The organism is Psychrobacillus faecigallinarum (assembly GCF_014836595.1).
GTDB lineage: Bacteria > Bacillota > Bacilli > Bacillales_A > Planococcaceae > Psychrobacillus > Psychrobacillus faecigallinarum.
In genome coordinates this window covers 61,625-75,374 of sequence record NZ_JACSQO010000005.1, presented here as the reverse complement: position 1 = coordinate 75,374, position 13,750 = coordinate 61,625, and the positions used below count along the sequence as shown (strand labels likewise).

Annotated in this window: 22 protein-coding genes; all 22 read left to right on the top strand. The window is 37.0% G+C overall.

From position 1 onward, the window contains the following. The first annotated feature begins 4 nt into the window (after positions 1-4). The 22 genes from H9650_RS11380 (at position 5) to H9650_RS11275 (ending at position 13,736) form a co-directional block, all read left to right on the top strand. Positions 5-910: a DUF2184 domain-containing protein gene (locus H9650_RS11380; RefSeq protein ID WP_191697252.1), complete on the top strand. Its 906-nt coding sequence runs from the start codon at positions 5-7 to the stop codon at positions 908-910. Positions 911-922: 12 nt separating this feature from the next. Next, positions 923-1,234 (top strand): hypothetical protein, encoded by a 312-nt coding sequence (locus tag H9650_RS11375; protein WP_191697251.1) that lies wholly within the window; start codon positions 923-925, stop codon positions 1,232-1,234. A gap of 15 nt (positions 1,235-1,249) precedes the next feature. Then, positions 1,250-1,606: a DUF4054 domain-containing protein gene (locus H9650_RS11370; RefSeq protein ID WP_191697250.1), complete on the top strand. Its 357-nt coding sequence runs from the start codon at positions 1,250-1,252 to the stop codon at positions 1,604-1,606. Further along, on the top strand, positions 1,606-2,076 hold the full coding sequence (locus tag H9650_RS11365; RefSeq protein ID WP_225216042.1) for a phage virion morphogenesis protein: 471 nt from the start codon (positions 1,606-1,608) through the stop codon (positions 2,074-2,076). Before H9650_RS11370 ends, H9650_RS11365 begins: the two co-directional genes overlap by 1 nt. Beyond that, positions 2,076-2,432 (top strand): hypothetical protein, encoded by a 357-nt coding sequence (locus H9650_RS11360; protein WP_191697249.1) that lies wholly within the window; start codon positions 2,076-2,078, stop codon positions 2,430-2,432. Before H9650_RS11365 ends, H9650_RS11360 begins: the two co-directional genes overlap by 1 nt. After that, positions 2,425-2,892: a phage neck terminator protein gene (locus H9650_RS11355; protein ID WP_191697248.1), complete on the top strand. Its 468-nt coding sequence runs from the start codon at positions 2,425-2,427 to the stop codon at positions 2,890-2,892. The genes H9650_RS11360 and H9650_RS11355 overlap by 8 nt, the downstream gene beginning before the upstream one ends. 11 nt (positions 2,893-2,903) lie before the next feature. Continuing rightward, positions 2,904-3,905: a DUF3383 family protein gene (locus tag H9650_RS11350; RefSeq protein ID WP_191697247.1), complete on the top strand. Its 1,002-nt coding sequence runs from the start codon at positions 2,904-2,906 to the stop codon at positions 3,903-3,905. Positions 3,906-3,918: 13 nt separating this feature from the next. Next, positions 3,919-4,323, top strand: coding sequence for a phage structural protein (locus H9650_RS11345; protein ID WP_191697246.1), 405 nt, complete (start codon positions 3,919-3,921; stop codon positions 4,321-4,323). Positions 4,324-4,424: 101 nt separating this feature from the next. After that, positions 4,425-4,697: a hypothetical protein gene (locus H9650_RS11340; protein WP_191697245.1), complete on the top strand. Its 273-nt coding sequence runs from the start codon at positions 4,425-4,427 to the stop codon at positions 4,695-4,697. Positions 4,698-4,876: 179 nt separating this feature from the next. Beyond that, complete coding sequence (locus tag H9650_RS11335) at positions 4,877-6,901, top strand: phage tail protein (protein ID WP_191697244.1); 2,025 nt, start codon at positions 4,877-4,879, stop codon at positions 6,899-6,901. 2 nt (positions 6,902-6,903) lie between these two features. Continuing rightward, positions 6,904-7,485, top strand: coding sequence for a LysM peptidoglycan-binding domain-containing protein (locus tag H9650_RS11330; RefSeq protein WP_191697243.1), 582 nt, complete (start codon positions 6,904-6,906; stop codon positions 7,483-7,485). A gap of 6 nt (positions 7,486-7,491) precedes the next feature. Continuing rightward, positions 7,492-7,806, top strand: a complete 315-nt coding sequence (locus H9650_RS11325; RefSeq protein WP_191697242.1) for a phage baseplate plug family protein — start codon at positions 7,492-7,494, stop codon at positions 7,804-7,806. Further along, positions 7,806-8,609, top strand: a complete 804-nt coding sequence (locus tag H9650_RS11320) for a phage protein (protein WP_191697241.1) — start codon at positions 7,806-7,808, stop codon at positions 8,607-8,609. The genes H9650_RS11325 and H9650_RS11320 overlap by 1 nt, the downstream gene beginning before the upstream one ends. After that, positions 8,606-9,073 carry a Gp138 family membrane-puncturing spike protein gene (locus tag H9650_RS11315; protein WP_191697240.1) on the top strand — a complete coding sequence of 156 codons (468 nt, stop codon included), beginning with the start codon at positions 8,606-8,608 and terminating at the stop codon, positions 9,071-9,073. The genes H9650_RS11320 and H9650_RS11315 overlap by 4 nt, the downstream gene beginning before the upstream one ends. Positions 9,074-9,085: 12 nt before the next feature. Then, positions 9,086-9,445 carry a GPW/gp25 family protein gene (locus tag H9650_RS11310; RefSeq protein WP_191697239.1) on the top strand — a complete coding sequence of 120 codons (360 nt, stop codon included), beginning with the start codon at positions 9,086-9,088 and terminating at the stop codon, positions 9,443-9,445. Beyond that, positions 9,435-10,619, top strand: a complete 1,185-nt coding sequence (locus tag H9650_RS11305) for a baseplate J/gp47 family protein (protein ID WP_191697238.1) — start codon at positions 9,435-9,437, stop codon at positions 10,617-10,619. Before H9650_RS11310 ends, H9650_RS11305 begins: the two co-directional genes overlap by 11 nt. Continuing rightward, a complete protein-coding gene (locus H9650_RS11300; RefSeq protein WP_191697237.1) occupies positions 10,612-11,250 on the top strand; it encodes a hypothetical protein in 639 nt (212 codons plus the stop codon). The genes H9650_RS11305 and H9650_RS11300 overlap by 8 nt, the downstream gene beginning before the upstream one ends. 12 nt (positions 11,251-11,262) lie before the next feature. Beyond that, on the top strand, positions 11,263-12,216 hold the full coding sequence (locus tag H9650_RS11295; RefSeq protein WP_191697236.1) for a hypothetical protein: 954 nt from the start codon (positions 11,263-11,265) through the stop codon (positions 12,214-12,216). After that, positions 12,213-12,431: a hypothetical protein gene (locus H9650_RS11290; protein ID WP_191697235.1), complete on the top strand. Its 219-nt coding sequence runs from the start codon at positions 12,213-12,215 to the stop codon at positions 12,429-12,431. The genes H9650_RS11295 and H9650_RS11290 overlap by 4 nt, the downstream gene beginning before the upstream one ends. Before the next feature lie 21 nt (positions 12,432-12,452). After that, positions 12,453-12,608 (top strand): hypothetical protein, encoded by a 156-nt coding sequence (locus H9650_RS11285; RefSeq protein WP_191697234.1) that lies wholly within the window; start codon positions 12,453-12,455, stop codon positions 12,606-12,608. An 85-nt stretch (positions 12,609-12,693) separates the two neighbouring features. Continuing rightward, entirely contained in the window at positions 12,694-13,431 is a 738-nt protein-coding gene (locus tag H9650_RS11280) for a hypothetical protein (RefSeq protein WP_191697233.1), read from the top strand. 71 nt (positions 13,432-13,502) lie between these two features. After that, entirely contained in the window at positions 13,503-13,736 is a 234-nt protein-coding gene (locus H9650_RS11275; RefSeq protein ID WP_191697232.1) for a hypothetical protein, read from the top strand. Positions 13,737-13,750: the final 14 nt, after the last annotated feature.

Sequence of the window (13,750 nt, the reverse complement as noted above, 5' to 3'; positions counted from 1 at the left end):
TTACATGCCAACACAAACATACAGAGCGGACGCATTGATTCGTCCACAAGATTTAAACGCAATTGACAAGCGAGTATATGAGCCACATGCTAATGAACTAAAAGCTCGCTCTATTTTCTCATTAAAAACAGATATCCCTGCAGGAGCAAAAACATACAGCTATGATGTGATGACACGATCTGGTGCTGCTAAAATATTAGCTCCAGGAGCTACCGATGTCCCGTTAGTAGATGCAGATTTAACAGAAGAAACAGTGAAAATTTATTCTATAGCAGCTGCATTCAATATTTCAGTTCAAGAAGTACGTGAAGCGCAAATGGCTGGTCGCCAAATTGAGGTAACAAAAGCAGATACGGTTCGTAAAGCCATTGCTGAAAAAGAGAACCAAATTGCATTCTCAGGTGATTCTAAGCACAGAATTAAAGGTCTAACTGATGCGGTTGGTATTCAAGTTTATGCAGTACCACAAAATGAGGGTGGTACCTCTACTAAATGGGCTGATAAAACCGGTAAAGAGATTGTCGCAGATATCCGTAAAGCAAAAAATAAGATCAACAAATTAAATGGCCATGAGGCAGATACTTTACTTCTTACCCCTGATTCTTCCGAGGAATTAGAGAAACCATTTAACGACTATACACAGCAAACGGTATTGGAGTATATCCGTTCTCAAAATTGGTTTAAACGAATTGAGACAATCAATGATTTAAAAGGCAAAGGAGTAGCTAATAGCAATTGTTTCGTTGTATTAGACTCATCTCCTGATGTTGTTGAACTTGGAATACCATTAGATATTACTCGTCACCCACAAGAATACGCTTTTCCAAACACGAAAGTACCGTTTGAAGAGCGCACGACAGGATTAATTATTCGCTATCCAATGGCTATTTGCCGTGCGGATGGTATTTAAGGAGGAACCTACATGTTAGTACAAAATAAAGGTAATCACTCATATCAAGCAAATGGTTTAACCCTGGTACCAGGTACAAATAAAGTAGGAGAGCAAGAATTTGAACAATTTCTTGCTCATCCTTTGATGGCTCATTTAGAAGAAGCGGGCGAATTTGTTTATGAAAAGGATAAATCAAAACCATCTGCTAAAGAAGTAATAGCTATGATTGAAGATGCTTTTGACATTGATATGCTTAAAGCGTTAAGAGAAGATGAGGACCGTAAGACTGTTCGAGATGCAATCGACAAACGTATCGAAGAGTTATCTAATCCCGAAAAATAAGGGAGAGTGAACTATATGTTAACCACAATAGAAAGGGTTCGCATGTTGAGTGATGAGTTTACGGCAGTTTCTGAAGAACGCTTAACAATGTACATAGAGGATGCTTCGCTTGAAGTGTCCTCTTTAAATGTGCCTAAGTCTTACCAAGAACGATTGGCTCGTTATTTAACGGCTCATTTAGTTACTTTAAGTTTGACTTCTTCCCGTGCTGTAATTAGAGAAAAAGTTGATGTAATTGAACGTCAATATAGTGAACCCAATAAAAATATGGGCTTACTCGCAACCAAATATGGACAAGAATTTCAACGTATTTTAGAAGAAATCGAAGAACAATTAAAATCTAAAAAGAAAATTAACTTGGTGGTGTTGTAATGGCCGGTATCAACATTCGCGTTACTGACAGAAACAATATTCCACAATTAATTAAAAATTTAAGGGATTTGAAAAGATTTACTGTAGAGGTCGGGGTATTTGGGGATGATGATTCTTTTTATGCAATGATTGCAAATATTCATGAATTTGGAGTAACCATTCAAAAGGCAAGTGGGTCAATTATTATTCCAGAGCGTTCATTTCTGAGGACTACTTTTGATGAAAAACAAAATGAGTGGGCTCAATTTGCCAAAAGGCAACTTAAAAACGTTCTTGATTTTAAAATAGACGCTAGGACACTATACGAGCGTTTAGGTGCTCGAATGGTAGGAGATATTCAAGAGAAAATAACCGATATTGAAGCACCGCCAAACGTATCTTCAACCATTCGAAAAAAAGGTTCTAGTAATCCACTAATCGATTCAGGGGATTTACGCAGGCGTATAACCTACAAGGTGGTGCAAAAATAATGCCTGAAATTATGGTTTTTAAAGAAGTAATCGATCAAAATAGTGTCCCAATCATAGCCTTCATAAAAAATGAAGGACAATATATTAATGGGAAATGGGTTAATGGTAAACCAGCGGAAATTCCAATGAGCGGAATCATTCTACCTTTAAGTAATGATGACTTGAAATACGTTGAAAGCGGCACTTATACAGTAAAAGAAAAGAAGCTATATACTACATTGCCACTTGAGATTGGTATACAAGTAATGTACATGAATGATTTTTATACCATACAGGCCTTTAAAGATTACAGAGAATTTACTGACGTATATATATATTTGATGAGATGGCGCGAAGGAGTCGGTTTGCATGATTAAGTATGATGATATATGGATTCCCTTGCAAAAAGGATTATCCACATATACAGGCATTCAAGTGATTCAAGCCGAGGGTATAGGAAAACAACCCGCCTACCCGTTTTTTTCTATTAAAAAGACAACTATTGCACAAGGTGTCGGTCAACCAGTCCAAAAAATTTCAGGGACTACTGCAAGGATTGAACAAGACTTTGAATCAGTCTTATCGATTACTTGTAATGCATCAGCAATCGAAGATGCAGAAAATTATACACAAAAGGCACGTGCTTACTTCTTAGGGCGTGGACATATTGAATTATCAGATGAAAAAATTACAGTAGTTGACGTATTAAACGCAACGAACCGTGATGTTTTTTTAACTGTTGATTATGAAAGAAGATGCGGATTTGACTTGCGATTACGTGTACGAGGTCAGGAATCGTTTGAAACAGATGTAATCGAGAAGATAACAATTAATTAGGAGGGGTAAATATGCCACTAAAAGACGTTACAGTCATTATCAACATCAAAAAGCCATCTGCATTAACAGGACTTGGAACACCGTTGATATTGGCTCAAAAAACAGGTGCACCGTCATTTAAAATTTACGGAGATATTGATGGTGTAAAGGCAGACTTTGCTGAAAGTACAGATACTTATAAAGCAGCTCGTGTAGCCTTTAAACAAGGCGATACAAGCACGGCTAAGGTTGCAATAGCCACATATGACGGCACAGAGATAACTGCTGCACAAACTCTTGCAAAATATTATAACGAAGATTGGTACTTTGTATCTTTAGCAACAGGTACGGTAGCAGACTATATTGCAATTTCTGATGTAGTAGAAGGCGAAGGTTTTAAATTAGCCGCGCATACTGTTGATAGTATTGAAGATTTAACAACGTTATCAGCTAAAAAATACGACCGTACATTTGTTATGATGCATGACAAGTTAAATCAATACCCTCACTTAGCGTTAATAGGTGGGCATGGTTCTAAGCCTGTTGGTTCCATCACATACAAATTCAAAAAGTTAATCGGAGTGGATCCTGCACCATATGATGCCACCACGTTACTTGTAATCCATGCTTTAAATGGATTCGCATATGTTGCTAAAAACGGCAACTATCAAACATCAGAAGGCACTTTACTATCAGGTGAATATATTGATGTCATTCACGGTAAAGACTGGGTGAAAGTCAATATGGAGCAAGCAATATCTACTTTATTTGTAAATAATGACAAGATTTCTTTTGATGATGTTGGAATTCCGCAAATAGAAGGTGAGGCACGCACCATTTTAGAAATAGGAGCACAACAGGGCATCATTGCACTTGATGAAGCTGAACTACCACTTTATACACTTACTGCTAAAAGACGTTCACAAACAAATGCTGCCGATCGTGTAGAACGTCACTATAAAGGCCTATCATTTAGCTTTGAACTTGCAGGTGCAATTCATGAAACAACTGTTAATGGAGAAATGGTTTACTAAGGAGGGGTAATTAATGACAGGACATATTGGAACATATGATGCTCGTAAAGTAGTAACGACTGTCGGCGGTATATTTATAACGGGGTATGCTGATGGCACAATGGTAAAAGCATCAAAAGACAATGATAACTTTGAAGCTTCTAGTTCAGCGCAAGGTGATGCAGTGGTATCTATAAATGGAGATGGCATGGGAACGATTGAAATCACGCTTAATCAAACATCGCCATCTATTTCAGTGCTAGATGGTTTTGCTAATGCTCGTTCTATGGTGCCAATTTGGGTGAACTCAAATAACGAAGTAAAAGAGGTTGTCGGCGGGACGAAAGCAATGATCACGAAACCAGCAGACAAAGAATTTGGTAAATCAGCTTCAAGTCGTGTGTACACAATTAAAGTATTTGACTACGCAGTTAAATAAATCGAAAGGAGAGTGAGCCGAGTGCTTACTCTTTTTAATTTGCTATGAAAAAAAGACATATAACAAATCACTTAAAAAGAAAAGAATGGGAGAGAAAAGCAATGGCTAAAAAAGGTGAACAAAAAACATTTGAAACAAAAAAAGGTGATAAATATATATTTCAACACCCGGGGCTACGTGAAGCTGTACGCATGCGTGATAATGCTAAGAATGAACATGGTGTTCAGCAAGGAGAAAAACTTTACGACTCAATGATGGAACATGTGATCTTTAAAGAAGATGGAAGTAAGGTAAACTTCGAACATTTCGAGGAAGTAGGGGGATTTTCAGAAGTAATGTCCGAGGCAGTTAAATTTACCTTTCAAGAGAGCTAAACCAATACATGTACATCGACAAACGGTGGATGAGAATTGGGTATTCTGGCGACCTATTATGGAAGGGAAACTTAGCTATGAACGTGCTGAGACTATGACACTGGATGAGTTATTAGAAATTAACGCAGCCATAGATAGCTATGTAGATCGATTAAAAGAAGCGAGGGGAGGTTGATTGAATGTCCTTACGTGATGCAGTCGTAGAAATTGGCATGGACATAGCAGATGGGCCCCTTGCTGCACTTGATAGAAAAATAGATGCAGTAATAAGTTCTTTAAGAGGCATTGATGTCTCTGCGATTGATAGTGCAATAGATGAAGTTGGCGACTTAACAAACGAATTTGATGATCTAGAAGAATCGGTTAGGGATGTAACAGGTGAAGTTGGAAACTTAGATGATACTGACTTGAGTCGGCTAGATGGAGAAGTAAAAAAAGCAGACAAGGGAATGGGTTTTTTAAAGAAAGCTGTCATAGGTGTAGGTTCAGCATTGTTAGCTTTAGGAATAGGTTCGGCATTAAAAGATTTTACCACAGGAGCTATTGAAGCGGCAGCAAGTGCTCAAGCAATGAACGCACAGTTTGATGCTGTATTTGAGGGAATGGAAGAGAATTCTTCAACCAGTCTTAATAAAATTGCTGAAGAAACAGGTATGTTACCCAATCGATTAAAAGGTAGTTTTACACAAATGGCGGCTTTTGCAAAAACTACAGGAGTGGATACAGCTGCAGCATTAAATTTGGCGGAAAGATCAACTAAAGCAGCCGCCGATAGTGCGGCTTTTTATGATAAATCCATCGAAGAAGTTTCGGAAACTATGCAGTCATTTTTGAAAGGTAATTTTGAAAACGATGCTGCATTAGGTATATCTGCAACAGAAACAACAAGAAATGCAAAAGCCAATGAATTATATGGGAAATCGTTTATTAAACTTTCAGAGGCAGAGAAACAACTAACTTTAATTGGTATGGTTGAAGACGGAAATAAACTTGCAGGTGCTCTAGGACAAGCTGCTGTTGAATCTGACAGTTTTGAAAACCAAATGGGAAATTTAAAACAAGCGTGGCAGGATTTTTTAGATAAAGCAGGAACGCCTATTTTAGATCAAGCTGTTGGTGCATTGTCTTGGATGAGTGACATAATTTCCAATATTAACCCGGGACCGTTTATGGCTTTTGTTTCAGATGGAATCAGTGGATTATCCTCATTGAAGGATGTAGTTTTAGATACATTTAATATGTTAAAAGAGGGAGATATATTTAGTTTATCTGATAAATTAGGGCTTCCTCCAGAAATCATTGATACTTTTTTATCTTTTGGTGAGACAGTAATGGGAGTCTTTAACACAGGTAAATCAGCAGTATCTTCTTTTGTAGAGGGAGTCATAGTTCCTTTAATGCCTGTAGCGCAAGAATTTATCGGTGTTGCCATGGGCTTCATTGGAAACATTGTAGGCGGTGCTATGAATATTTTTAGCACTCTATCTAGCATAGTTATGGGATTTGTTGAGGGAGTGATAGTCCCTTTAATGCCTACTGCCAAGTCTGTAATAGAAACTGTTTTTAACGTGATATCTCCTATACTTCGCATAGCTGGAAGTTTGTTTGGGGTTGTTTCTGGAGCTGTAAAGTTTTTAGTAACAGAAATAATAGTTCCTCTATTACCTTTAGCTTCTGCAACACTGGCTGAAACTTGGAATTACATGAAACCAGTACTTGATGCAATTACATGGGCTTTTAATGGTATAGCAGATGCAGTTGAATGGGTAATCGACAAATTAGGTGCAGTTGGAAAAGCCATAAAGAACTTTGATATCGGTGACAAGATAAGTGGTGTCGTTTCGAAAGTTACCGGAAGCTTACCTGGTTTTGAAGTAGGTCTTGGACGAGTTCCTTATGATGAAATGCCAGCACTTTTGCATAAAGATGAGGCTGTGTTACCTGCGGATGAGGCTGATGCATTACGAAGTGCAGGTATCTTAAAAGGCGACGGCACAGATCCAACTTTGGACTTTGATGGCGCAAGTTACAACAGTGCCCCGGCTATAAGAAGTAGTACGACAAATACTAGCGTACAAGCACCAGTTCAAATTATTGTTCAGGGTTCTGACAAACCACAAGAAACGGCAAGAAGTATTAAAGAAGAATTAGAAGGTTGGTACGGTGATTTAAGTACTGTATTTCCAGTCATATTGGAGGGTTAGAGATGGCAAAGATAAACGGAATACAAATACATGTAGAAAAAGAAAGTCTTCAGAATGACGTTGATTTGCCCTCTCATCCAGTAGAGAAGGGAATTAACCTTACTGATTATGTTGACCGAAAACCAGTCGTTCTTTCTATCAGTGGAAAGTTGATAAGACCAGATAATACAGCACTAGAAACACTTCTAGGTAGACTATCTACTATAGAAACAAAAGGTACCACTGTAATCTATGAAGGTCGCAGAATCTATCACAATATGATGATTGCGGCCTTTTCTCATGATGCCGATTCAAAAATAATGAACGGATTTAATTTCAGTATGACATTGAAAGAAGTTCGGTTTGCATCTCCTTCCTATGTTTCATTACCAAAGAAAACAAAAGCTGCAGTTGCAAAGGTTTCTTCAGTTGGTCGTAAGCAGACAGCGAATAAAAAGAAGTCTCCAGTCTACCATGTAGCCAAAAAAGGGGACACTTACTACGATATCGCTGAAAAATATGGCGCCAAATGGCAAGATGTACAGAAGAATAACAAGTATCCAGCTAAGCAGATTCCAATCGGAGCAAAAATAAAAGTGGGGTGATGAGGAATGAACTTTGAGTATATAGAAATTGAAAAAGAGCTTATTCCTTATCGTTTTGAAATTGAACTAGGGGCAGAATTGTTTGAACTCGAGATCCATTATAATTTAGTACATGATTTTTTCACAATCGATTTATATAAAGATGGTGAGGTATTGGTTTGTGGGGAAAAATTAACCTATGGTGTGCCATTATTTTCAGAAGTATATGATTCTCGCTTTCCTGGTCCTACCATTATACCGATTGACGAATCTGGTTTGGAGAATCGAGTAACCTTTGAAAATTTGAACGAGACAGTGTTCTTAAGGCTGGTGAATGATTGATGAGTACTGTTCAATTTGGACGTATCACCGAGATTATTACAGGTGATTTGAAGATGTCTAGTGAATCATTAGAAATAGAATTTGAAATACCATTCGATGATGATCCAGACCCTAATGTAAGCGAAATTCTTGTATACAACCTTTCAGATACAACACTTAGTAAACTTAAAAAAGGTGTTCAGGTTACCATGAATGCTGGATATAAAGAGGATAAGGGAGTCATACTTTCTGGCTTCATTTCAAAGGTGGCATCTGAAAAGGGCGGTGCTGACAGGGCTACGAGGGTATCTGTTATAGATAGCCAGCCAATTGATAATAAGAAGACATTAAAAAAGTCTTTCAAAAAAGGAATTAAAGGTGAACAACTATTAAAAGAGCTCTCTAAGGTCCTCGGTTTGAAAATAGCTGTTATCAAGTTACCTAAGAATGTTGTCTATAAAAAAGGATTCTCGGTTAACGGGCCCATCGTGGATGCGATGAAGAAGATTGCAAAAGATTGTGAAGCAAGCTTCTATATCAGTCGTTCCAATGTTTATATTCGCTCAATCAAAGAGGGAGATAACACTCAATTTATCCTTAACTCTGACACTGGGTTGATTGGTTCACCTGAATATTTCGAGGAAGAAAAGGATGGCAAGGTGGTAAAAGGTTATAAAGTGAAATCATTGCTTCAATATCGGATGAATACGGCTTCTATTATTGAACTGCAGTCTGTTTTTGTTAAAGGGAAATACAGAGTCCGCAAAGGTAAGCATTATAGACGAGGAGACGCTTATTACACAGAAGTAGAGGTGATTGCATGAGTAATTCCTCTGAGTTTTATTCTAATTTCAAGAATCAAATACTTCTCTCTATCAATACCTGTATGCCATGTGAGGTGCTTTCATACAATGAAGGGAGCCGTACCGCTAAGATTCAGCCGTTATTTATGGTCAAAGAAGTAAATCGCTCTCCTGAAAAGCTTTCCGTTTTGGAAGATGTGCCTGTACTGTTTGAGCGAGTGAAAATAAATAACGGCCAAGAAATCAAAGTAACCATTCCTGAAGGAGAACATGGGGGGCATAGTGGTGGAGATGGCAAGCATATTCACACGAAATTAAAGTTTGAGGAAGAAGTGGAGAATGTTCCGGTTCTAAAGAGTGGTGACGTGGTGCTAGTTGTCTTTGCTCAACGAAGTATTGACGATGCTGCAGAAGGAAAGCTTGTATACCCTGGTGCTTCAAGATTGTTTGATATTCATGATGCTATTATTGTTGGTTTGTTATAGAGAGGTGAGTAAATGAAAACATTGGCATTAACAGATGATGGAGATTTACTTCTCGAGAATGGTGATTTTAAGCTTATAGAAGGTGTTCTAGAGGTAAAGCAAGTATTAACTATCTCCTTGTCTACCAACTTAAAAGAGTGGTTTTTAAACCCAGATTTAGGACTAGATTTTATGAAGCTTCTTGAAAAGCCAACGGATGAAGAAATAAGGTCAGAAATCATTCGAGTAATTGGTCAAGAGGATAGAGTAGAGCTAATTAATGACGTACAAATTATACAAGATCGCAAGCTGAGAAAGCTGAATGTAAAATATGATGTTCAATTAATAGATGGCCAGACGCTGAATGAGGAGATGGTATTAGGTGGCGCTTAATTCCAGTGGATATAAAAGAAAGACGTTTGATGATTTACTATCAGACATGTCAGCTAAAGCAAAGCAAGTATTTGGTGAAAATGCTAATGTTTCTGAACGGTCAGTATTGGGCATATTGTTAAGAATCATGGCATGGTTTCTTTCCTTGGCATGGCAAGACAATGAAAATGTTTACTACTCGGCTTATCGAAAAACTGCAGAAGGAGCACAATTAGATATGCTTCTACCCTACGCAGGGATAACAAGGAATTTAGATCAATATTCGTTTGGAGCTTTAGAAATAACCGGCACACCTAATTATTTGGTGAGTGCTGGTTTTTTAGTTTCTAAAAAAAATACGGACATATTCTTTGAAACTACAGAGGATTTAATTCTAAGTCCTTTAGGTAAGGGAATAGTTGAAATCAAAGCTTTGGAGTTAGGAACTGCTGGTAACACTGCAGCTAACACCATTACAGAAATAGTAAATCCAGATGCAGATGTATTAAGTGTAACAAATATCACTGAAACAAAAGGCGGACGTGAAAAAGAAACAGATTTAGAGGCTCGTGAGAGAGCATCTATTACAGTAGAGGGAATTGGATCAGCAACTACTAATGCTATCAGAACTAACTTATTAAAGATTCCCTCTATTCGCGCTGCAACAGTGAAAGAGAACTTTGGAGATGTTCCCGATGAATATGGAACTCCCATGAGGGCTTTTCAGGCGTTTGTCCTTGGAGGTACCGATCAAGAAATAGCTGCAGCAATATTTGAGAAAAAAGCTGGAGGTATTCAACCATATGGAACTACCTATGTAGATGTTATTGACGATAGTGGGAATCCACAACAAGTAGGGTTTACCCGTGCAATTGAAATACCTATTTACATTAAAGCAACGATCAACACGAACACCTCATTTCCGAGTAATGGTATCGAACAAGTTAAGTCTATGTTGATTAGATACATTGGAGGTTCTGATGTAGATTCAACTATCTATGCAGGTCTAAATATGGGAGAAGACGTGATTGAATCTCGTTTAATTGCGCGTACCTTTCAAGTACCTGGTATAGAAGATGTATCCATACAGTTATCCACGGATGGGATTGACTATAGCGATTCTAATATATTTATTGGTTTACAAGAGGTAGCTCAATTAGATGCTAACAACATTGAGGTGACGGTGATTGTTTAATACAAAGTTGATTATGAGCCGTTTTGTTGATTACTTTGCCAAAGGTCCAAGCTCTAACCTTTCCAAATTAATTAGTATTTTTTCGGATGAATTAATGGAGCTTCAACGAACGAATAAAACGATATTAGAATGGCGAGATATAGACAAGGCAAGAGGAAAGGCGCTTGATTTAATTGGTGAAAATGTAAGTCAGTCCCGAGGAAAGGCTACTGATGAAGTCTATCGTATTTTATTGAAATCCAAGATTGCTAGAAACCTTTCGGATGGCTCTATTAATACCATTATTCAGGTTATATCCATCGCGTTATCCACAGACCCATCCACAATTAAGATAGTGGAAAAATGGAATGATATTGATGGTCCAGAACCTGCTGCAATAAAGCTAATTGAGTTGCCACTCACTAAAATTAATGAGGCTGGCTTAGATCCTCTTAACTTTATTCGAATTATTCAAAGGACCGTTGCAGCCGGAGTAAAGGTAGGAGTCATTGAACTGGCAGGTACATTTGAATTCGGAACAACAGCAATGGAGGTCGATAATCTAAAAGGTTTCGGCAACATAGAAGGGACAATTGGAGGATATTTCGGCGCTGTTTTTATTCCTTCAACTGATCAAGAACTACCGATTTAAGGAGGGAATATAATGCCATTTACAAAACCACTTCCTCATTGGGAAGCACCAGGAATAGAGCCACCAACTTCACTTAGAGAAAACGGTTGGAAGGCAGGCATTAAGCCGCCTGATGAATATTTTAATTATCTACAAAATAAAGCATATGAAGCATTGAAAGAGCTTCAAGAGTACGCTGTTCACAAAGATGAGATGGACTTATCTGGAGTAGCTACAAAGGAAGATCTAAAAGTGGTTAAAGAAGGCCTTACGACGCACTTGGCCGATAAAACGAATCCACATGGTGTCACAAAATCACAAGTAGGATTGTCCGATGTACAAAACTATGGTGTAGCAACCGTCGCAGAGGCAAAAGCAGGAACAGTAAACAATAAATATATGACTCCTTTAAGATTGGCAGAAGCAATACCTTCCTTAGTGCCTAAAAACGAACCTAACGGATATATGGGGTTAGGTCCAGATGGGAAACCTTTACCAAGTATGATACCTGGCGCAATAGAAACGATTACTGAAATAGATTTTTCGACCAATCCTGCTGCAAGTGTGAAAACGGAGGGACTGGAAAATTACAGATATTTAGAAGTTTTTTGTATGGATATAGAACATAATCATACTAATACAGCGATTATTTCCTTTTCGTTTGGAGAACTAACATATAACGACTTTATGGTTACTCTAATTACAGGTAGTTCTTTATATAATGGTCAAATTAATTCTGATTATAGACTCGGATTTAATAACATTGCAAATGGAGGTAAAGGGCTTATTAAGTGTTTTATAGATAACAGTGAACACCTAAACACGCAAGGTTTTACTATGGCCTATACCAGTTCGACTAACACTAGCCCTGGTTTCACTCAAACTGTTGCTAGGCCTAGTCGTTACAGACTTCCTTCATTAACATTAACTATTGGGAACGGTCAAATGGTTGGAGGAAAGTTCATCATTAAGGGGGTTAGAAAATGAAATGGGAATACTTTGAAGATGAGTATGGCAAGTATAAGAAAAGGATAAATGAATTTGGTTTACCCGAGGTTCATACGATAGAACGCAAAAAAAAATGGTATGACGAAAACCCACAAGCCCAAATTGAACCACAACCACCTTCTGAAACTGAAATTTTAACAGACTATGTTATTGAAGTAGATTACCGCGTAACAATGATTGAACTAGGATTATAAAAATAGAATGGAGAATGTAAAATGAACTTAACTTATAGAGCATGCAAATCACAAATTGAACGTCAATCTTATGTTTCAAAAGAGGATATGCAACAAAAATTAGATATTTTCTTAGTCGGGGATCGAATTAACCAGAATCAATATGAGGAATTAACAACTCAATTAAAAGTGGCATAAGCTAGTTCTATTATTCTATCAAAAGCTTATCAAAGGAAATTTTATTCTTTTTGTCGAATTGTGTAGAGGAAGGGGGGGAGATAGGTTGATTATATTAAAGGATTTACCAGAAAGTTCAGTAGCTTATTTAATTACTTTTGTTCCGATTATAGTTTATGTAATAAAATTAACGATAGATAATTGGGGAATAACAGAATTAGAAAAAATACGATTAAGCAACATTAAAAAGTTTCAAATAACACTTACTAAGTACGTTTTTTTAAGTATAACTTTTGTTGCAGCTATGTTTATAATGCTTGTTCTTTCTGATCAGTTTGAAGAGATAAAAGGAAATTTGATTTACGGTATGTTAGCATTTTTCTTTATTATTTTTATTGTAGCTACCTTTATAGCTGAAAAGTTAATTAGATTTGTTGCTAATCTACTATCTTTTAGGTACGATTATCACATTGTAAATGATGAAGGTGTACCGGTTTATCGAATAATAAAGTTGAGTAGTAATAATTCCTTGTTAGTAGAGTCTGATGGAATTGAAGAGTTTTTGGATAATAAAGAAAATAGGCGCTATAAAAAAATTAGGAATAAAAATAAAATTCTTGAAGAATTTTATGGTAGCAAAAAATCGATGAATTCCATTATTGGTCTTGCTATTTTAAGTTTTGGTTTCCTAGTTCTTGTGCTTGTTACAACTGATTGGTGGCAATTTGTCTATTATTTGGTTTTCATTACTGCCTTGCTTTTCACTTTAATTCTTTTACTGAATTATATTGAGAATAAGAGATATAATGATAGTTTACAAGGAAATAGCGATAATGCGTCGTAGTGAGTTTGGTGAGGTAAGAAGGATTTCCTCCCTCTTTTGTCGAATTGTGTATGGAAGAGGGGGGATAATTCTTGAAAAAATTTATTGCAACTTATTATTTAGAAAAAGATTTAGTACAATCTAGAAATATTGAGGCAGAGAGTGCGGAAATTGCATTAGATGAGGCATTACCGCACGGTGATAGTATAATTCAATACAAAGAAAATAATGTACTTTATAGAATAAGCTCTGAAAATATACAAATGATTTCAGTAAAAGAGCGATCTTCGGCTTCAGTAAAAACTGTGCGACGAGGAAGATATTAAAATAAATGCTACTT